The following is a 19,350-nucleotide window of genomic DNA, read 5'->3' as shown; positions in this document are numbered from 1 at the left end:
TAAGGCTGTTCGGATGAATATTCATGTGATCAGTTTGTTTCCGCAGATGTTTGATGTGGTGACTGAGCAAGGTGTGGTGGGCAGAGCCATTCAAAAAGGTAAGGTTGGGTTTGAAGTGACTAACCCAAGAAACTTTACCAGTGACAAACATCGTACGGTAGATGATCGACCTTATGGGGGCGGGCCAGGTATGTTGATGATGACTGAGCCATTAACCCAAGCGATTCGATTTGCCGATTCTAAATTGGCAATAGATGGCGAACCGGTCCATAAGATTTATCTTTCACCACAAGGTAAAAAGTTAGATCAAAAACTGGTTCAAGAGTTGGCTAGTAAGCCAAACCTGCTATTAGTAGCAGGGCGCTATGAAGGAATTGATGAGCGAGTGATTGAATCAGAAATTGATCAAGAAATATCGCTGGGAGATTTTGTTCTTAGTGGAGGGGAAGTTGCGGCTATGGCCGTAATCGACGCGGTTGTTCGCGTAATGCCTGAGGTACTCGGGCATGAGCAGTCGGCGGTTGAGGATTCGTTTAGTGGCGATGGGATAAGTTTATTGGATCATCCACACTATACGCGCCCTGAGAGTTTTGAGGGCAAACAGGTTCCAAACATATTGCTAACTGGTGACCACGAGAAAATTCGTCGCTGGAGGCTGAAGCAATCTCTGGGCAGGACTTGGGTAAGACGCAAAGACTTGTTGCAAGACGTTGAGTTAAACGAAGAACAGCAGGCTTTGTTGCAAGAATTTATCGATGAACTCGAGTAATTAAACTTTCATTCATCACCATATTTATTAGTTTTTATTCTATTGAAAAGTAGAGCTCAAGTGAGGAGCACAGCCATGAACATTATCGATCAGTTAGAAGCTGAACAAATGACAAAAGAAATCCCGACATTCGGCGCGGGTGACACTGTTGTAATTCAAGTTAAAGTTAAAGAAGGTGACCGTGAGCGTTTACAGGCTTTTGAAGGTGTTGTAATTGCTAAACGTAACCGTGGACTTAACTCTGCATTTACAGTACGTAAAATTTCTTCAGGTGTAGGCGTTGAGCGTACATTTCAAACCTACAGCCCATTAGTTGACAGTATTACTGTTAAACGTCGTGGTGATGTTCGCCAAGCGAAAATCTACTACTTGCGTGAGCGTTCAGGTAAATCTGCGCGTATTAAAGAAAAATTGGATCTTAAGAATAAGAACAAATAAAACTCTTATTTTTGTATTTAAAAAAGCAGCCTACGGGTTGCTTTTTTTGTTACATACGTTAACTTTTAATTTTATAAAATCATGATATGGTACTTTCCTTATTAAGTGTATTAACAACAGAGAGGAAAACATTATGACAAAAAAATTAATCACTTTATTAGTAGCAGCGGCTTTTACTGGCACCGTTTCTGCAAGCGACCTAAGTTACGATAATTTTACTATTGGTTATAATCAAGTAGATTTAGATGGCGCATCATTCGATTTAGATGGCTTTAACCTTGGGGCATCTTTTAGTTTGTCTCCTGAATGGTATGTGAAGTTAGACACATTAATGTCTAGTGGTGATGAAGCTGGGGTAGATGTTGACTTCGATTTAACTACAGTTAACTTTGGTTACCATATGCCTATGTCAAATGGTGTCGATTTCATTGCGGAGTTGGGTTATGTAGGAGCTGACGCAGAAGTGAGCTCTCAGTTTGGTAGTGACTCTAATGATGATTCAGGTGCTAATTTAGTATTAGGGTTTAGAGGTTTGGCTACAGATAATTTTGAATGGGGTTTGAATGTTCAATATGCTGATTTGGATGAGTCATCTACCTTTATTAACCTTGAAGGGCGCTACTATTTTACGGATAGCTTTTCATTAGGGGTTCGCGGTAGTTTTGAAAGTGACATTAATATTTACGGCATCAATGCTCGCTTTGATTTTTAATTTTTTAAGATGTGAATAAAAGCAGCCTACGGGCTGCTTTTTTTGTTACTCAGGTTCAAGTTTAGCTATTGTCTTCTGTGCTAAGGTTTATATGGCTTGACCATATAATTTAGAGAGGAATATAGAATGGCAAAAAAACTAATAACTTTATTGGTAGCTAGCGCCTTTGCTAGTGCGGCTTCAGCAAAAGATGTTGGGTATGATTACTTTACCGCTGGCTGGAATCAGGTGGATGTGGACTTTAATACGGTTTCATTTGACCTTGATGGGATTAATTTGGGTGGCTCATTCAGTATTTTGCCAGAGTGGTATGTAAAGCTCGATACTTTACGTTCTAGTGGCGATGAAAATGGCGTTGATTTGGATTTTGATTTGACCACTATTAACGCGGGCTACCATATGCCAATGGCTAGCAATATCGACTTTATTGCTGAGTTAGGTTATGCCAGCTCAGACGTTGATGCTAGTGGTTTTGGTCAGGCAAACTTGATCGATGACTCTGGCGCAAATCTATTAGTTGGTTTTCGAGGTTTTGCAACACCAGAATTAGAATGGGGTATTAATGCCCAGCATTTTAACCTAGATGATTCTTCTACTTTTATTAACATCGAAGGGCGTTATTATTTAACTAGTACTTTGTCTTTAGGTTTGAAGGCTAGTTTTGAAAGCGATGTCAATATCTATGGTATTTCAGCAAGATTTGACTTCTAGGGTTGACACATTTATCGACTAAAGGCTGCCAAAGTGCGGCCTTTTTAATAATGGTGTTATCAATTAAATTTAGGTAGCATATACTTTTAAAGCTTATATGTGATTGGGGGAATCTATCATGGCTTTTCTAAGAAAGTTATTAATGTTTTTTGCTATTGTTATTGGCATTTTATTTGTAGTGAGCTTCTTCTTACCAAAGGAAGCAAGCATCAATCGCTCAGTAGTTATTAAGGCTTCTTCTGCTCAGGTTTTTGACTATTTGAATAAAGCGAAAAATTTTAATGAATGGTCACCTTGGTTTGAAATGGAGCCAGAAGGCAAGTATGAGTTTTCAGGCCCGGAAATAGGCATTGGTGGTAAGTTAGCATGGGAAGGAGAAAAAACGGGTAAAGGTACGCAAGAAATTATTGAGTCTAATCCATATCAAAATATTAGATCAGAACTCATTTTTGATGGTCAGCCGCCAGCTTATGCTGCTTATGATTTGGAGCCTTTAAATGATGGCACTAAAGTCACTTGGAGTTTTAAAGTTGATCTTAATGGTCCTATCGATAAATATATGGGGTTAATGATCGATTCGTTTGTTGGCGATATGTATGAAGCCGGACTGAAGAATTTAAAGGCTAAAGTTGAGTCATTGCCTAAACAAGCAGAACTAGCTATACAAGTAGACAGTATTGAGCACAAACCTGAATTAGTTACAGTTGACGCGCAAGCACTGCTATATGTTAGTAATAAGGTTGATTTTGACGCCGATAAAATTTCTCAAGCAATGGCGCAAGATTACGCCAAATTGATTGGCTTTATGGCTGAGAAACAATTAAATTTTGCAGGGCCACCATTAGCCATTACAACTGGAGGTAGTCCAGAAGAAGGTTTTTGGGCGTTTGAAGCAGCTATGCCAATTGACATTCCTGCTGAAGTTGATGATGCTAGCGAAATAAAGTTCAAACAATCTTATTCGGGAAAGGCAGTTAAGCTGGTACATATTGGCTCCTATATGAGCATGTCAGCGTCATACGAAAAGCTTGCCAAATATGTCGCCGACAATGGCTTAGAAATGAACGGTAATGTTTGGGAGCAATATATTTCTGATCCTGGTGTTACTGCAGAGAAAGACCTCATTACTCATCTATATTTTCCGGTAAAATAAATATCCCTGCCTGTTAATTCAGGCAGGACTTCATTTTTTCAACATAAAGAATCCCGTCAAATATCTTATGCCACTGACCTTTTTCTAAATTGTGGCTAAGCCCTTTAGCATTGTACATTGAAGAGTAATTTTTAACTTTAGAGTTAAACAAACTGAAATCTATAAATGCGTAATTAAAGTTATTTTTTTTAAGCCAATGATCTAGGCTTGTACTAGGTGGTACTTTAATCTGCTTTAGTGATTGATTGACTCTTCCAAAATTGCCAGCATAAGAGACAGTGCCAATAGAATATAACTCATGGGGTATACTCTTAGATAAATGTTCTCCCATCGAACGTCTTCGGCCGTATTTGCCGGTAATCATTTCCCAAGCATTTTTAGCTGCATGAGTATTGGCGGTCCAGATAATAAACTTGTCTTCAGGATAATTATTCATATACCAAAGTACATTTTTGGCCATTTGCAAGTCCCTTATAGTTGCGCCGTAATCAGCTAATAACGAACTCATGTAGGCTTGAATGTTTTCGATTATCTGCTCTTGAAACTTATTCAGTTGGATCTTATTGATTAATTGATTAAATTCTGAGTATAGCTTTTCAATGTGTTCTCGACCTAAAGTCCCTAATTTACGTTTGCTCGAATATTCATAGAAGATGACTATATCTTTAAACAAAGCTTCTAGCTCTATTGCAGGATTTGACTCTATTATTTTCTTTAATTCTAGCTCTAGTAATTTTGTAGGCACTGAACCATCTATGTAGATGTCCATGCCGGAATAAATAATGGGATTAGAGCTTTTGAAGGTATCATTAAAGTATTGGATCATTGGTTGAAAGTTTTTACATTTAAGCCAATAGTCATCAAGGGTATTGGTTATCCGGTCGGTTGGGTTATGTAAATTATTTAAGTCATGAAGCAGTAAGCTAGAAAAATCTTCTTCAAATAATATTCGAGTGAAACCTTTTTTAGAATGTAGATATCTTATCAATCTAGTTTTAGCAAGAAAAGTATTGGCATCTCCATGATCTTGCTCACCCAATAGAACTACTCGTTTATTACCGATGACATTACCCAGCTTAACTAAGTCTTGAAAGTTATTATCGCCTGGTGATATGGAATTAATTTTATGGGTATTATTAGCTATATATTTTTCTATTTTATCCGTATTATCAGAGCATGCAGTTAAGATACAAATAAAAAATAAACAGAGTAATCTAATGGGAGCCATTTCAGCAATAAAGCCATGAGTGATATAGAGATTATAGAACAGTTTTGTGATCAAATCTGGATGGAGCAGGGATTATCTGATGCCACGCTTGCCAGCTATCGTAGTGATTTGAAAAAATTCTCTCAGTGGCTTGCTACCAATCAAACCCTCTTGATCGATGTTAGCAGAGTGGATATACAAAATTATTTGGCTAATAGATACAAGCACGGTTTTAATAGTCGCTCAACGGCGCGTTTTTTATCCTCTGCACGAAAATTTTATCGTTACATGATGCAAAATAATGTAATAACAGAAGATCCAACACTGCATATCGATAGTCCAAAAATCCAACCGCCAGTACCCAAATCTATTAGCGAAGAAGATATCGACAATTTGTTACAACAACCAGAATTAGAAACTCCAATGGGCTTAAGAGATAAAGCCATGCTTGAACTGTTATATTCTAGTGGTTTGCGGATAACTGAGCTCATTTCTGTAGAAATTAATCAAATTGGTTTCCAACAGGGCGTGATCAGGGTAGTCGGTAAAGGTAACAAAGAACGTCTGGTGCCCATGGGGGAAGTCGCTCTAGATGCTATCTTGTCTTATATTCGTGCAGGTCGAGCAGAATTAGCTAAAGGTAAAGTGATTGATGTTTTGTTTCTCAGTAACCGGGGCCAGCAAATGACTCGCCAGACTTTTTGGCATAGGATCAAATTTTACGCAAATCAGGCCGGCTTTAATAAACCAATATCGCCTCATACGCTCAGGCATGCATTCGCAACTCATTTATTAAATCATGGGGCGGATTTGAGAACGTTACAGATGTTATTAGGACATAGCGACCTCTCAACTACCCAAATCTATACACATGTTGCTAAAGAGCGGTTAAAACAGTTACATTCTACTCATCATCCCAGAGGATGACATGGTGACGGTGGGCTATCTTGCTATAGAGTTTAGCTATTGTTATTGCTTGTAAATTTTGTGTAAACTTCACTCGAAATTGATGTAAAAGGCATAGAATAGCCTCATATTTAGGCTATCACTCTTGCTTAGTGATATTTTTTTAATGCTTAGTAACATCATTAGATCTTTACAGTCTAAGGTTTAAACTGATAAGTAATTTATTGTTAAAAATAGTTGGTTGGTAAAATGAAAAAAGTATTGGTGCTGGTAACAGCTTTATTAATGACGGTAAGTTTCAACGCCGTTTCTGCAGAACTCGATAAAACAAAAATTAAAGAATTAATGAAGCAGCGCTTTCCGAGCCTCAATATTACTTTGATGGAAGAAAGTAAAATACCTGGCTTTTATGCAGTGGAAGCGGACGGAGAATTGATTTATTTATCTAAGGATGGTCGCTTTTTCATTCAAGGCACCGCCATTGACTTAGAAACTCGAGTAAACCTGAACAACTATCAAAAGGCACAATGGAATAATCTAAAATCGCCAATGCGGAAAACCGATATAGCAAAGCTAGCAGAAAAAGATATGGTGGTTTTTAAAGCGCCTAATGAAAAGCATGTAATATCCATCTTCACAGACATTGATTGTGGCTATTGCCGAAAACTGCATCGGGAGCGTCAAGACTATTTAGACCGTGGTATAACTCTCCGTTATTTGGCTTTCCCTCGCGCAGGTTTGCAGTCTTCGGCAGCAAAAAAACTTGAAGGGATATGGTGTTCAACAGATCGTCAGGTGGCAATGACTAATGCCAAGATCAAGCAAAAGTTTAATAAAGCCAGTTGCGAAAATCCAATCGCTGAGCATATGAAGCTAGTGCGTAAATTTGGCTTGGGCGGTACACCAAGTATTATTTTAGAAAACGGTGATTTGATTGGCGGCTATCAACCGGCAGAAGTTTTAATTCAGCGTCTTGATAATATAAAAGCTAAAGCACAAGCTAGTAAATAGATAATTGATTTAAGGCTGCAAAATAGCAAGAACTTTACGACCTTCGCCTGCAAGTATGGCGAAGGTTCTGCAAGCAGCTCCAGTGTTCATTATTTCTAAAGGCGTGCCCAGGCACTGTGCCTCTTCTACTAATTCCCAGTCGGGAAACTCCAAAGTATTTCCGGTACCCAGCAGCACGACTTCATAATCAGAAAAACCTAAGCTTTTTAAATCCTTAATGCTCATATCCTTGATGGCGGGAATAGCACTATTGGTTATTATCTTTTCCCCGTTTATTGCAATTGGCTCTGAGTAAGAAACTCCATTAATAATAATTTTGCTATTATCGTAAGAGTTAATTTGAATAAAATGATTTGAACTATCTGCTAATATTTCCACTGGAATATTTAAATTGCTTGTGCCAATCTTAACTTAATCATAACAAGATATACGCAAATGAAAAGAAGAAGGCTACTCAAAGGATTGGCGGGTTTAGGAGTTGCAGGCGGTATAGGTTATTGGCTAAGCCGTGACTATTGGGATGGGTTTATAAGAAACCCTTGCTTTCAAACCGTACCTGAAGAATTAAAGCAAATTGAACTTTGGCAAACTATTTGGAAAGATGTAGATACAAGTCAAGTTTGGGATTGTCATGTGCATACCGTAGGGCTAGGTGAGTCTGGTTCGGGTATTTGGGTTAATCCGAAAATGCAGTCTCGCTTTCACCCTATACAATTAGCACAATTTAAGTTTTACTTAAATGCTTCTTGTATCAATAGCACAGAGCAAGCCGACACAGCTTTTCTTAGCCGACTAAAGCTTCTAGTAAATGATATGCCTAAAGGCTTTAAAACTATGCTTTTTGCTTTTGATTATCACTACGATTCTAATGGACAACCAAATAAAAATTTGAGCACTTTTTATGTGCCTAATGAATACTCTGCAAAGTTGGCTAGCCAATCTCCAGAACATTTTGAATGGGTTGCATCGATTCATCCTTATCGCCCAGATGCTATCGATGAGCTAGAAAAAGCGAAAGCGCAGGGAGCAAGGGCTGTTAAATGGCTACCGCCTGCGCAAAATATGGATCCTATGTCAGGCAGATGTGTGGCTTTTTATAAGAAAATGGAGCAGTTGGATATTCCTCTCATTTGTCATGCCGGTACTGAAAAAGCGGTTCAAGGCTCGGATACACAGGAGCTAGGCAATCCTTTGAGACTTAGAACAGCATTAGATAATGGTGTTAAAGTGGTAGTGGCTCACTGTGCTAGCCTTGGTAAAAATCAAGATTTGGATAGCTCTCGATTAACTATGACTGATAGTTTTGATTTATTCGTCAGGATGATGAGTGAATATCCACAAAATATGTATGGAGAAATTTCAGCAATTCTGCAAATCAATCGTCACCCAAGAAAGCTTAAATTTTTATTAGAAAATACAGATTTACATTCACGACTTTTAAATGGAAGTGACTATCCATTGCCAGCAGTGATGCCTTTAATTTCTGTAAGGCGCTTAATTAAGAGTCAATTGCTGAATAAAAAATGGTTACAAGATCTAAATATGATTCGTCAATACAATGCTTTGCTTTTTGATTTTGCAGTTAAACGTTTATTAAGTTTTAATGGGCATCACTTTTCTTCTAAAGTGTTTGAAACCAAATCTTTTTTTAGTTCTTAATTTATGAATAAAACTATTAGAGTTCGACAATCCAAATATACCAAACTAGAGCGGCAACTGACGCTCACCCAACGAATACTCGCTAACCGAAACCTCAATCCAGAGCAGACATTGGACTACGGGCTAGACAAACTTTTGCCTTTTGAAAGTTTAAAGGATATCGATAAAGCGGTAACTTTGCTATTTGATGCAATTAGTAATGATCGAAACATACTAATTGTCGGTGACTTTGATGCAGATGGGGCCACTAGTACCGCTTTGTGTAAATTAGTCCTAGAGCGTTTTGGCGCAACCAAAGTAGATTATTTAGTACCTAACAGGTTTGATTATGGCTATGGTCTATCTCCAGAACTAGTAGAGGTTGCAAGCACAAAAAGACCGGATCTAATTATCACCGTTGATAATGGAATCTCCAGCATTGCTGGGGTAGCTAAAGCCAAAGCATTAGGAATCAAGGTTTTAGTCACCGATCATCATTTAGCAGGCGAGCAGCTACCTAATGCTGATGCTATCGTAAACCCTAATCAGCCAGATGATCAGTTTCACAGTAAAAATTTAGCAGGTGTCGGCGTTTTATTCTACATGTTGCTAGCATTAAGAAAATATTTGCGAGAGCGAAACTGGTTCAATGATACAAGAGCTGAACCTAATCTTGCTCACTACCTTGATTTAGTTGCTTTGGGAACAGTCGCGGACTTGGTTCCTCTCGATGAAAATAATCGTATTTTAGTGAAGCAAGGTTTACGCTTAATTCGTTTGGGTAAAGCTCGACCAGGGATATCGGAACTGTTAGCTTTAACAAAGCGTAAACTGTCTAAAATCAAAAGTTCTGATTTAGGGTTTGCAGTTGGCCCAAGGTTAAATGCCGCAGGACGGCTAGATGATATGAGTTTAGGCATTGAGTGTTTATTGGCACCGGATAAAAGCACGGCTAATGAGTATGCGCAAATATTACATAGCCTGAATAGCGACCGACAAGAAGTTGAACAGGATATGCAGCAAGATGCGCAGCAAATCCTTGCTGAGCAAAAGCTTGAAGTTAATGACGAACAATCGATCTGTTTATACCAGCCTCATTGGCACCAAGGAGTGGTAGGGTTATTAGCCTCGAGAGTCAAAGATAAAGTCAATAAACCCTGTATCGTGTTTGCTGATGAATCTGAAACTGTTTTAAAAGGTTCCGCTCGCTCGGTTAAACAAGTCCACATTCGAGATGCGTTAGCATTAGTAGATGCACAACATCCTGGCTTGATTTATAAATTTGGCGGCCACGCAATGGCCGCAGGCTTGAGTGTCGAAAAATCTAAGCTTAAGCAATTTAAGCAAGCTTTCGATGTTGCGGTTAAAACCTTATTAGCCGGTGACTTGATTGAAAATACTATCGAGTCTGATGGCGAATTATTGGCTTCAGATTTAAATATACAATCTGTTATTGATTTAGAATCTATTGGACCCTTTGGGCAGGGCTTTCCAGAGCCGGTTTTTCATGGCGTCTTTAACGTGTTAAGCCAAAGGATTGTTGGGCAAAACCATTTGAAGCTCACTTTATCAAATGAGCAACTTAAGCAACCAGTTTCGGCTATTGCTTTTAGGGTTGAACCAAGCGAATGGCAAGATAACGCAAATCGTATAAGGGTAGCTTACCAATTAGATATTAATGATTATTTTGCACAACCTGAGCTGCAGTTAATTGTTACTTTTATTGAAAAAGTTTCTTAAAATTTATAGAGTATCATTCCTTTTCAGGAATGGAGTCGTAGCATGTATCAGGGTCGCCTTTCCAGTTAGAGCTTTTGACTTGACCTTGCGAATCGTAAGCCACTTGGACTAAGCAGTGCGATTCTTTTCGACCGCCGAAAAGTGTGGTTCCAATGCTGCCAAAAATTCTACTGCCAAAACCGCCAATACCAAGATTTATTGAAGGACGATTGGATACTTCTTTACTGTTCCATTCGGCGTATTTCATCCCCTGAATTTCTCTTTCTGTACTAGGTAAACCCCAGACCTGTATCAAGGTGGAAATATTACTTCCTTGCCAGCTTGAAAGCTTGGAATCAACCTGATTAGGGTTAATCGAAGCACAGCTACCGAGCAGCAGTAGTGCAAAAATAATGGTGTAACGCATAATAAGCCCAATCATGTAAAAATTAGTATAAGCTGATATTAGCATGAGAAATGGCTAATTTATAAGCGACTGTTTAAAATACTGTAAAATAGGGCGTAGTTATTTGCTTGAATTTAACTAAGTTATTACAATTTATCCAAAATTTTACATTGGAGATAAGTATGAGCTTACCGATAGATACTGAAGAAGTTAGCAATTTAGCTAATAAAGCAATGGATTTGAGTTTAGAGTACGCACCCAAGTTGGCGATGGCCATTGTCGTTTTTATTATTGGTTCTATTATCATAAGAATGGTAACAGGCGCTTTAAAACGCTTATTCGATAAAAAAGATTATGATGAAACTCTTGAGCGCTTTTTATTAAGCCTTACGGGTATTATTTTAAAGATCTTGTTAGTCATTACTGTTGTGACAATGCTTGGCGTTCAAATGACTTCTTTTGTTGCCATTCTTGGTGGAGCCGGTTTAGCAATTGGTATGGCATTATCAGGCACATTGCAAAACTTTGCAGGTGGAGTGATGTTGTTAATATTCCGTCCTTACAAAGTTGGAGATGTAATTCATGCCGAAGGGCACACTGGTAAAGTTGAAGAAATCCAAATTTTCAATACAGTTTTACGAACTCCGGATAATCAAACAATTATTATCCCTAATTCGCCAATCTCCACTAATTCCCTCATAAATTATAGTGCGCAAGGGACTAGAAGGGTAGATTTAACTATTGGCATTGGTTATGACGACGATATTGATGAAGCAAAAAAAGTTATATTAGACACAGTGTCAAAAGATAGTCGAATTCATCAAGAACCAGCACCATTTATAGCTGTTTCAGAGTTAGCCGACAGCTCTGTTAATTTCACCTTACGCTTGTGGGGTGATGTGGCGGATTATTGGGGTATTTATTTTGATAATTTAGAGGCCATCAAGAAAGCTCTAGATGCAGCAAATATCTCCATTCCTTACCCACAAACGGATTTACATTTACATACGGTAGAGAAGTAGAGGTTACTTAATTGAATAAAATGGCGCCTAAGGCGCCTTTTTATTGGATTGAACTATATGTTTTTCGATGTAAGCGATTAACTATGGATGTTATAATCGTATTCATCTAAATCTAACGTTATCATAATCCTATGAAAGTCCATTTAAGCTCACTGGGTTGCCGATTAAATGAAGCGGAACTTCAAAACTGGGCGCAGACATTCCAGGCAAAAGGCTATTCCATAGAAAGTGAGTCGACTCAGGCTGACTTGGTAGTGCTAAATACTTGCGCGGTTACTTCTGAAGCTGCAAGAAAATCAAGACAAACCATCCGAAAGTTTCACCGAAATAACCCAAGAGCTCGCTTAGTAGTGACCGGTTGTTATGCTTCACTCGAACCGCAAGAACTTGAGAAAATAATGGGTGTCGATTTAATCGTCGATAATAGTGATAAAGAAGTTTTAGTGGAAAAGGTTCATGAGATACTAGAAGCGCCCGTCATGCCTGAATTCGCAACTGAGCCAGGGGAGAGCTCACTTTTTACCCGCAACCGGGAAAGAGCTTTTATAAAAATTCAAGATGGTTGTCGTTATCGCTGTACCTATTGCATTGTGACAGTTGCTAGGGGGGAAGAAAGAAGTCGTACTATCGATGATTTAATTGATGAAATCAATCAATTGCATCAGCAAGGTGTTCCAGAAATAGTTTTAGCAGGGGTGCATGTCGGCGGTTATGGCTCAGATATAGGCTCGAGTTTGTATGAACTGGTTGAAACAATTTTAGCTAAGACCAGCATACCGAGAATTCGCTTCGCTTCCGTAGAGCCTTGGGATTTAGGCGAAGGTTTTTTCGAACTGTTTAAAGATCCGCGTTTGATGCCGCACATGCATTTACCCATTCAAAGTGGTGCTAATTCCGTTCTAAAAAGAATGTCTCGTCGTTGTAAAACAGAGTCTTTTGCTGAGCTGGTGAATCAAGCAAGACAATATGTCCCTAACTTTAATATTACAACAGATGTGATTGTGGGATTTCCAGGTGAAACAGAAGAGGAATTTGCACAAACTTTGAATTTTGTTGAAACGCAGCCTTTTGGCCATATGCATATTTTCAGCTACTCGGATAGAGAAGGAACTAAAGCTTCACGATTACCAAATAAAATCGATAAGGATACTAAAAAACAGCGGAGTAGAGAACTGCATCAGTTAGCAGCAAAATTAAAACATCGTGAGTTAAGCAATCAAATAAATCAGACGGTAGATGTTTTGTGGGAAAGTTCCTCATTGATATTAGACAATGGGCTAAAGCGTTATTTTGGATACACACCAAATTACCATAAGGTACAAATTGATATAGCCCCCAAGTATCAAGTGGAACGGTCTATATTGCCGACTAATATTAAAGCTGTTAACGACTCTAATGTGCTTGTTGGAGATGTATCCGTATGTGAACTCGAAACGCTGTCTGTGGAAATAGCTGATGATATTAAAAATCATTCTCAACAGAGTATACAAATTACACAGCTTTAGGTGTTAGCTATTATTGATAACTTTGTCGGCAATGTAAGGGACTGCTTCTTGGTTTATTTTCTCTAGCTCTAATAACAGTTCATTATGAATATTTTCAATCGAATTGAACTGCTGTTTTTTTAATTTGGTTTCGTAATTCGAACTAATTCTTTTGAGTTTAGGGGTACCCAAGTAGCAACTGGCACCATGTAATTTATGCACTTGATGTAACAGGTTTTCAAACTCTTGCGCTTGAAACGCAGCATGAATCGTTTTACTTGTTTCAAAATTGGACTCTACAAGCATTTTAAGCATGTCTATCGCTAACTTAGTATTATTATTAGCGAGTTTAAGGCTTAGATTCCAATCTAGCGTTGTTTCAAGGTTCTGCGTTTTGTCGTCTACTAAATTATTTTCTACATTCACGCTATGGGTCCATTTTAAAAGGATTTTCACTAAATCATTTTCTGAAACAGGCTTGGTCATATAGTCTGCCATGCCTGCCTCTATAAGAAGTTCTTTTTCATTTGCCATGGCATGAGCGGTTAATGCGACTATGGGTGTTTTTGCATTGGTGGTGTTGGCCTTAATGGTTCTTGAAGCCTCTATGCCATCAATTTCTGGCATCTGTATGTCCATTAAAATCAGATCGTAAACTTTATCCTTACTCAGAGAAATTGCCTGCATAGCATCTTCTGCAATGTCCACATTAACACCCAAGTCTGTTAATAATATATCGACTAAGCGTAAATTTGCAGGATTGTCATCGACTGCTAAAACATAAAGATTAGATAGCACACTGAGATCTAAGTTTTCAAGTGAGTCTGCAGAGGTAAGATCTTTGTCGCGCAGGGTTTCTAATAAAACATTGTACACATTACGATGCGTTAAAGGTTTTCTTAAAGTTCTGCTAACTCCAAGCTGTTGTAATTGATCAAGTGCTGAAGGTTCGGCAGAGGTGCTGAAAGTAATTACAGGACAATTAATTTCATTTGCTTGAGAGCAAAGATATTCAAGTTGCGATTTTCTGCGTTTAAAACCTTGTCCGCCGACAATAATAATTTCAACACTTTTTTGATTAGCTTTACAAAGCTCTATCTCAGTTATTAAATCTTCAATTGCTTCAAAGCTAGTAACCGACATATTTAAATCTTCCAACATTTGTATCATTGAAAGCCTTACCGTAGGGTGGGGGTCGAATACTAATGCTGAATTATGGGCTAAAATTTGCGAGCCAACTTCTTTTTCTTGAGAAGATTCAGAAGCCATGCATTTAAGAGTAAACCAAAAGTTTGAACCTGCATCTGCGGTGCTTTCCACATTGATTTCGCCACCCATTTTTTCAACCAGTGATTTAGATATCACCAAACCTAGACCGGTCCCTCCGAATATTCTTTTGGTGCTTGCATCTGCTTGATTAAATGCTTTAAACAATGAGTTTTGCTGCTCTACACTCATGCCTATCCCTGTGTCTTTAACTTGAATTTTTAGAGTGAGCTCCTGTTCTAATTCTGACTCAACCTCTGCATGCAATTCAATGCAACCCGATTGAGTGAATTTAATAGCATTACCAATTAAGTTGGTAATGATTTGTTTAATTCTGATAGGATCGCCTAGTAATGAACTTGGAATATCTGAATAGATCAGTGATATTAATTCAAGTCCTTTTTTATTGGCCTTTGGTCCGAGCATACTAAAGACATCGTCAACACACTCTCTTAAATCAAAAGGGTAGCGTTCTAACGACATTTTTCCGGCTTCGATTTTTGAATAATCTAAAATATCATCGATGATGGACAGTAAGTTACCAGCAGAGCGTTTGATATCTAATAAAAAATCTTTTTGTTTGTTGTTAAGCTGAGTTTTTAATAGTAAGTCGGTAAAACCAATTACACCATTCATTGGTGTACGGATTTCATGCCCCATGTTGGCAAGAAATTCAGTCTTAATACGGCTGGCTTCCACAGCTTGCTTTCTAGCTAAATCAAGTTCCAAATTATTAACCTCAAGCGTTTCTAGAGTGTCTTGTAGATCGGTAGTGGCTTGCTGTACTGCGGTTTTGAGTTCTTCCTGATTGTGTTCAAGTCTTTGCGCCATAGTATTAATTCCTTGCTCAAGACGCTGTAATTCTGAACTTGTATCAGTCGATATGCGGGTGTTTAAAAAGCCTTCTTTAATACGGTTAACCCCACTGGTCATATTTTCAATAGGGCGAATGACGCTGCTTGAAGTTTTTTGTGCGAGTTTAACACTAAGAAGTAAGCCCAGAAAAATAATAGCTAAGGAGCCTATTAAAACCTTAATTTGGGAACTTTGAATAGATTCTTGGCTAAAGTAGACCACTAGATAACCAAGGATTTGATCCGATTCAACTAAATTGGCTTCTTTAGGTTTCCATTGTGAGTGTGGTTCTATAAAGTGACTGTTAATGGTTGAGCTGTATAAATAACCGTGAAAAAATTCTTGCGAAATAACATTAATATTGTTTTCTTGATTAATAGATTGGCTTTTAAAATTGCTAGGTTCAAATACCGGTAAAATATCTAGAATAGCAGTGGAGCCTGCAGAGGTTATTATGCGGCTATTGGAATCGTAAATTACTATAAGCTCTATATCGCTATCTGCCAGCATAGCCTGTTGTGCATTTTTTTGTAGGTTAATAAAGTTTTGACTGACAATATCAAACTCGCTACTAGCAGCTAAGTTAGCAGTAACACTGTACCCTCTTTGCGATAGAGATAGATTACTTGTTTTAGAATAGCTACTAACAAAAAATATACTGAGCAACAAGGCTATAAGGAGAGTTGGGACAATAGCTAAAACAAAAATCCTAGTGCTTACATTCCATTTGTTCACGATTTAGTTTCCTGTTTAAATATCTTCTCAGCATTTTTTATTTTATCAATTAAAATCCCAACAGAAAGTGCCTTATTACCTTTGTTAAATAAATGAGTTAATTTAGTATTAATATCAATAGCAAATTCTTGAGGGTAATGAATTGCGGCTTGTGGTTCTTTTTGTTGGATTTTATTAATAATGTTGACGGCCTGAATGCCTATTTCATGCTCTGGTGTGTAAATCACATAATTAGCGCCTAAAGAAGCCATATAAGGACGATTGCCTATGGTTACTATTCTTCTTCGATAACTTTCGTAGAATGTGGCTTGGTGTTTTCTAGTGTTACCCAAAAAGTCATAGTGTTTTAAATAAAGAATGCCGCAACAATTGTGTACACTATTGATAACTTTCATAACGCTAGTGTCAGCTTCAATGATAATGGCTTTGTAGGGGACGCCAATTTTTTTTGCACTATTGGTTTGGCTATGTCTTAGAGCTTGATGATGCTTAGTGAAAAACTCAGACACTTGCGCGTGCTTCAACTCTAGTGAATCAATAAAAGCAAAGATTCTATTTGGCGGCTGTTCTTTAGTTAATAAGAATTGATTGGCTTTTAAGCCAGACGAGTATTCCAATAGTGTTTTTTGACTAACACCCAGGCCAATAGCGTTAGTTTTAGTGTTTAGGTTGGCAATAATATTCCAGGCCATATCGCCTGATGCTATAATAATTTCGTAATCATTGTTGGATAAAAACAAAGGTATCAGAGCTTGATCTTTAAGAGAAACAAACTTCAGTAAATAGGGCTTATCAAAACCATATTCAAAGCCTTTTAAAATTAAATCTTCAGCAGGTTTTGGAGAGCTGCTAAGCCAAAGAACATCTATTGTTTTCGGCTTTAAAGATTGCTCTATTGTAGTTCCTGAGGAGCTTTGTAATTGAACAGGAATCTTGGAATTCTCACTAGCTTGAGTGAATCCGCTAAATAAAATACAAGCTGCAATTAGTCGTAAACACGAAAATAATGCTGACGTTATAAAGGCAACATTTATAAGTTTAATGCTTGGATATTTAGCGCTAATCAAATGGTTAAAACTCGTGTAGAATTTAGTCATATTTTTATTTAGTATTCTAATCTACCTTGCAATCTAAAAGGACGCAAGTGCGCTATAAGGCTGGCCATATGAACATTTTTGTATTCGATATTGAAACGATTCCTGACTTTGAAGCTGGCAGAGTTCTTAATGATTTTGAAGGGCTGTCTGACGAAGATATGGTTTCAGCAATGGAACATATGCGTTACCAGCAATCTGGCACCGCATTTCAGCCTTTGTATTTACATAAAGTCGTCGCTATTTCTGCTGTTTTTCGCTATGGCGATAAGGTAAAAGTGTGGACTCTAGGTGATGAGAGCGCTGACGAAAAAGAAATTATCCAACGTTTTTTTGATGGTATAGAGCGCTTTACTCCAACACTAGTGTCATGGAACGGTTCTGGCTTTGATCTACCTGTGTTGCATTACCGAGCTATGAAGCATAATGTCGTGGCCCAGAAGTATTGGGATCAAGGTGAGATTGATAGTCAATTTAAGTGGAACAATTATCTGAATCGTTATCAAGCTAGGCATACTGATTTAATGGATTTATTGGCACTGTATAACGGCCGGGCCAATGCGCCGCTGGATAAATTGGCTTCAATGTTAGGTTATCCTGGCAAAATGGGCATGAGTGGCGCTAAAGTTTGGGAAACCTACAACCAAGGTAACATCAAGGCCATCCGTGATTATTGCGAAACTGATGTGTTAAATACCTATCTTGTTTATCTGCGTTTTGAGATAATGCGCGGCAATTTAAGCATGGACGATTATGAACTGGAAACGCAAAAGCTTAGAGATTATTTGCGTGAAGAGTCTCTTAACCATGACAATAAAGACCATTTCAAAGAGTTTTTAGAAGCTTGGAAATAATCGTTTAAATATCATTAAAAATTCAGAGATAGATTATGGCAAGACGTCGCCGCAGAAAACCCTTACCGAAAGATCCTGTAACCGCTAGCATTCATGCTTTTTCCCATGAAGGGCGCGGTATCTGTTCCGTTGAAGGTAAAACCACCTTTGTTGACAATGCATTGCTAGGTGAAGAGGTCGACTTCATCTACACGGAAAAGCGCGGTAAATTTGACGAAGCTATTGCTACAGAAGTTCATCAAGCATCGAGTGACCGTGTCACTCCTCCTTGCGCTCATGCTGAAATTTGTGGAGGCTGTAGTTTGCAGCATATGGCCAACCCGGCACAAATTGCTCATAAGCAATCAGTCTTAGTCGAGCAACTAAAGCATTTTGGAGCCGCTGAGGATTATGAACTTGTAGAACCAATGCAAGCTGAGGTTTTAGGTTATCGCCGTAAAGCGCGTTTAGGCGTTAAATTTGTGCCCAAAAAGGGCGGGGCATTAGTAGGCTTTCGTGAAAAGAAAAGTAATTTCTTGGCCCAAATTGAATCTTGTGCAGTACTTGACCAAAGAGTTGGGGCAATCATCCGTCCGCTACGTGACATGATTTCCGAACTGGATACCAATAATAAAACAGCGCAACTTGAAGTTGCTATGGGTGATGAGCAAGTTGCATTAGTGGTTCGTCATTTAGAAGAGCTCTCAGAAAAAGATAAAGAGATATGGACAGCCTTTGGGCAAGAACATAATTTGTATATTTACCTGCAGCCTAAAGGTCCTGATACGGTACATCTTCTATATGGGCCTGATGATCGTGAGTGGTTATCCTATAAAATTGATGCGTTTGAAGTGGAATTATTGTTTCATCCAATGGATTTTACCCAAGTTAATGCCAGCATCAATCAACAGATGGTTAAAAAAGCGATTGATTGGTTAGAGCCAAAAGATGAAGACCGCATATTAGATCTATTCTGTGGATTGGGTAACTTCACGATTCCATTAGCAAAAGTTGCAAGGAATGTTGTAGGTGTTGAAGGCTCAGATGCTATGGTTGAGCGTGGGGGTATGAATGCTAAGCACAATGGTTTAGATAACGTAGAATTCTATGCCACTAATTTGCAAGATGACTTTACTGGTGAAGATTGGGCAAAACAAGGCTTTAATAAAGTCCTTATCGATCCGCCAAGAAGCGGTGCGTTGGATGTGGTGCAAAACATTGCTCGCTTTAACCCGGAGCGTATTGTCTACGTTTCCTGTAACCCGGCGACACTAGCAAGAGATGCTGGAGAGTTGAAAGAAAAGGGCTATAAATTGGTTAAAGCAGGGGTTATGGATATGTTTCCGCATACCAGTCACACAGAATCCATAGCCCTATTTTTAAAAGTCTGA

At 38.3% G+C, this 19,350-nt stretch carries 18 protein-coding genes; 13 read left to right on the top strand and 5 right to left on the bottom strand.

The window, feature by feature from the left end; genetic code table 11:
* Positions 1 to 13 precede the first annotated feature (13 nt).
* The 5 genes from trmD (at position 14) to GJS41_RS09635 (ending at position 3,783) form a co-directional block, all read left to right on the top strand.
* Positions 14 to 769: a tRNA (guanosine(37)-N1)-methyltransferase TrmD gene (gene trmD / locus GJS41_RS09655; RefSeq protein WP_154247164.1), complete on the top strand. Its 756-nt coding sequence runs from the start codon at positions 14 to 16 to the stop codon at positions 767 to 769.
* Between the two features lie 75 nt (positions 770 to 844).
* Complete coding sequence (gene rplS, locus GJS41_RS09650) at positions 845 to 1,207, top strand: 50S ribosomal protein L19 (protein WP_154247163.1); 363 nt, start codon at positions 845 to 847, stop codon at positions 1,205 to 1,207.
* A 133-nt stretch (positions 1,208 to 1,340) separates the two neighbouring features.
* Positions 1,341 to 1,919, top strand: a complete 579-nt coding sequence (locus GJS41_RS09645) for an outer membrane beta-barrel protein (protein ID WP_154247162.1) — start codon at positions 1,341 to 1,343, stop codon at positions 1,917 to 1,919.
* A 126-nt stretch (positions 1,920 to 2,045) separates the two neighbouring features.
* Positions 2,046 to 2,630 carry an outer membrane beta-barrel protein gene (locus tag GJS41_RS09640; RefSeq protein WP_154247161.1) on the top strand — a complete coding sequence of 195 codons (585 nt, stop codon included), beginning with the start codon at positions 2,046 to 2,048 and terminating at the stop codon, positions 2,628 to 2,630.
* 118 nt (positions 2,631 to 2,748) lie between these two features.
* Positions 2,749 to 3,783, top strand: coding sequence for an SRPBCC family protein (locus tag GJS41_RS09635; RefSeq protein ID WP_154247160.1), 1,035 nt, complete (start codon positions 2,749 to 2,751; stop codon positions 3,781 to 3,783).
* Between the two features lie 13 nt (positions 3,784 to 3,796).
* On the opposite strand, the gene GJS41_RS09630 is transcribed toward GJS41_RS09635, so the two are convergent.
* A complete protein-coding gene (locus tag GJS41_RS09630) occupies positions 3,797 to 5,011 on the bottom strand; it encodes an erythromycin esterase family protein (RefSeq protein ID WP_154247159.1) in 1,215 nt (404 codons plus the stop codon).
* Between the two features lie 15 nt (positions 5,012 to 5,026).
* Here GJS41_RS09630 and xerD point away from each other — a divergent pair, with 15 nt between their 5' ends.
* Both xerD and GJS41_RS09620 read left to right on the top strand, forming a co-directional pair.
* Positions 5,027 to 5,917 carry a site-specific tyrosine recombinase XerD gene (gene xerD / locus GJS41_RS09625; protein ID WP_154247158.1) on the top strand — a complete coding sequence of 297 codons (891 nt, stop codon included), beginning with the start codon at positions 5,027 to 5,029 and terminating at the stop codon, positions 5,915 to 5,917.
* 228 nt (positions 5,918 to 6,145) lie between these two features.
* Positions 6,146 to 6,907, top strand: coding sequence for a thioredoxin fold domain-containing protein (locus GJS41_RS09620; protein ID WP_154247157.1), 762 nt, complete (start codon positions 6,146 to 6,148; stop codon positions 6,905 to 6,907).
* 9 nt (positions 6,908 to 6,916) lie between these two features.
* Here the strand turns inward: GJS41_RS09620 and GJS41_RS09615 are convergent, their stop codons facing one another.
* Complete coding sequence (locus GJS41_RS09615; RefSeq protein WP_370515690.1) at positions 6,917 to 7,285, bottom strand: Mth938-like domain-containing protein; 369 nt, start codon at positions 7,283 to 7,285, stop codon at positions 6,917 to 6,919.
* A gap of 57 nt (positions 7,286 to 7,342) precedes the next feature.
* Here GJS41_RS09615 and GJS41_RS09610 point away from each other — a divergent pair, with 57 nt between their 5' ends.
* Together GJS41_RS09610 and recJ are read left to right on the top strand one after the other, a co-directional pair.
* The gene (locus GJS41_RS09610) at positions 7,343 to 8,566 is read left to right on the top strand and encodes an amidohydrolase family protein (protein WP_154247156.1); all 1,224 of its coding nucleotides are present in this window, start codon (positions 7,343 to 7,345) and stop codon (positions 8,564 to 8,566) included.
* Positions 8,567 to 8,569: 3 nt separating this feature from the next.
* Entirely contained in the window at positions 8,570 to 10,285 is a 1,716-nt protein-coding gene (gene recJ / locus GJS41_RS09605; protein ID WP_154247155.1) for a single-stranded-DNA-specific exonuclease RecJ, read from the top strand.
* 13 nt (positions 10,286 to 10,298) lie between these two features.
* On the opposite strand, the gene GJS41_RS09600 is transcribed toward recJ, so the two are convergent.
* On the bottom strand, positions 10,299 to 10,691 hold the full coding sequence (locus GJS41_RS09600) for a hypothetical protein (RefSeq protein ID WP_227551322.1): 393 nt from the start codon (positions 10,689 to 10,691) through the stop codon (positions 10,299 to 10,301).
* A 161-nt stretch (positions 10,692 to 10,852) separates the two neighbouring features.
* On the opposite strand from GJS41_RS09600, the gene GJS41_RS09595 reads away from it, so the two are divergent.
* Positions 10,853 to 11,692 (top strand): mechanosensitive ion channel family protein, encoded by an 840-nt coding sequence (locus tag GJS41_RS09595; protein WP_154247154.1) that lies wholly within the window; start codon positions 10,853 to 10,855, stop codon positions 11,690 to 11,692.
* Positions 11,693 to 11,823: 131 nt separating this feature from the next.
* Complete coding sequence (gene mtaB, locus GJS41_RS09590; RefSeq protein WP_154247153.1) at positions 11,824 to 13,197, top strand: tRNA (N(6)-L-threonylcarbamoyladenosine(37)-C(2))-methylthiotransferase MtaB; 1,374 nt, start codon at positions 11,824 to 11,826, stop codon at positions 13,195 to 13,197.
* 3 nt (positions 13,198 to 13,200) lie between these two features.
* Here the strand turns inward: mtaB and GJS41_RS09585 are convergent, their stop codons facing one another.
* Positions 13,201 to 16,032 (bottom strand): response regulator, encoded by a 2,832-nt coding sequence (locus tag GJS41_RS09585; RefSeq protein ID WP_370515689.1) that lies wholly within the window; start codon positions 16,030 to 16,032, stop codon positions 13,201 to 13,203.
* Positions 16,029 to 17,129, bottom strand: a complete 1,101-nt coding sequence (locus GJS41_RS09580) for a hypothetical protein (protein ID WP_154247152.1) — start codon at positions 17,127 to 17,129, stop codon at positions 16,029 to 16,031. Before GJS41_RS09580 ends, GJS41_RS09585 begins: the two co-directional genes overlap by 4 nt.
* Before the next feature lie 68 nt (positions 17,130 to 17,197).
* On the opposite strand from GJS41_RS09580, the gene GJS41_RS09575 reads away from it, so the two are divergent.
* Together GJS41_RS09575 and rlmD are read left to right on the top strand one after the other, a co-directional pair.
* Positions 17,198 to 17,980 carry a 3'-5' exonuclease gene (locus GJS41_RS09575; protein WP_154247151.1) on the top strand — a complete coding sequence of 261 codons (783 nt, stop codon included), beginning with the start codon at positions 17,198 to 17,200 and terminating at the stop codon, positions 17,978 to 17,980.
* Positions 17,981 to 18,015: 35 nt separating this feature from the next.
* Entirely contained in the window at positions 18,016 to 19,350 is a 1,335-nt protein-coding gene (rlmD, locus tag GJS41_RS09570) for a 23S rRNA (uracil(1939)-C(5))-methyltransferase RlmD (protein ID WP_154247150.1), read from the top strand.

The sequence above is a fragment of the Kangiella sp. HZ709 genome, from assembly GCF_009674675.1.
Classification (GTDB): Bacteria; Pseudomonadota; Gammaproteobacteria; order Enterobacterales; family Kangiellaceae; genus Kangiella.
Note: the sequence above shows the minus strand (reverse complement) of the source record. Positions and strands in the feature narration are given on the sequence as shown.

Bases quoted from the DNA above. Each gene is read 5' to 3' on its own strand.
- GJS41_RS09580 (WP_154247152.1), bottom strand. From the start codon at position 17,129: ATGACTAAATTCTACACGAGTTTTAACCATTTGATTAGCGCTAAATAT.
- GJS41_RS09630 (WP_154247159.1), bottom strand. From the start codon at position 5,011: ATGGCTCCCATTAGATTACTCTGTTTATTTTTTATTTGTATCTTAACT.
- GJS41_RS09600 (WP_227551322.1), bottom strand. From the start codon at position 10,691: ATGCGTTACACCATTATTTTTGCACTACTGCTGCTCGGTAGCTGTGCT.
- mtaB (WP_154247153.1), top strand. From the start codon at position 11,824: ATGAAAGTCCATTTAAGCTCACTGGGTTGCCGATTAAATGAAGCGGAA.
- GJS41_RS09575 (WP_154247151.1), top strand. From the start codon at position 17,198: ATGAACATTTTTGTATTCGATATTGAAACGATTCCTGACTTTGAAGCT.
- GJS41_RS09635 (WP_154247160.1), top strand. From the start codon at position 2,749: ATGGCTTTTCTAAGAAAGTTATTAATGTTTTTTGCTATTGTTATTGGC.
- xerD (WP_154247158.1), top strand. From the start codon at position 5,027: ATGAGTGATATAGAGATTATAGAACAGTTTTGTGATCAAATCTGGATG.
- GJS41_RS09640 (WP_154247161.1), top strand. From the start codon at position 2,046: ATGGCAAAAAAACTAATAACTTTATTGGTAGCTAGCGCCTTTGCTAGT.
- GJS41_RS09595 (WP_154247154.1), top strand. From the start codon at position 10,853: ATGAGCTTACCGATAGATACTGAAGAAGTTAGCAATTTAGCTAATAAA.
- trmD (WP_154247164.1), top strand. From the start codon at position 14: ATGAATATTCATGTGATCAGTTTGTTTCCGCAGATGTTTGATGTGGTG.
- GJS41_RS09620 (WP_154247157.1), top strand. From the start codon at position 6,146: ATGAAAAAAGTATTGGTGCTGGTAACAGCTTTATTAATGACGGTAAGT.
- recJ (WP_154247155.1), top strand. From the start codon at position 8,570: ATGAATAAAACTATTAGAGTTCGACAATCCAAATATACCAAACTAGAG.
- rlmD (WP_154247150.1), top strand. From the start codon at position 18,016: ATGGCAAGACGTCGCCGCAGAAAACCCTTACCGAAAGATCCTGTAACC.
- GJS41_RS09610 (WP_154247156.1), top strand. From the start codon at position 7,343: ATGAAAAGAAGAAGGCTACTCAAAGGATTGGCGGGTTTAGGAGTTGCA.
- GJS41_RS09645 (WP_154247162.1), top strand. From the start codon at position 1,341: ATGACAAAAAAATTAATCACTTTATTAGTAGCAGCGGCTTTTACTGGC.
- rplS (WP_154247163.1), top strand. From the start codon at position 845: ATGAACATTATCGATCAGTTAGAAGCTGAACAAATGACAAAAGAAATC.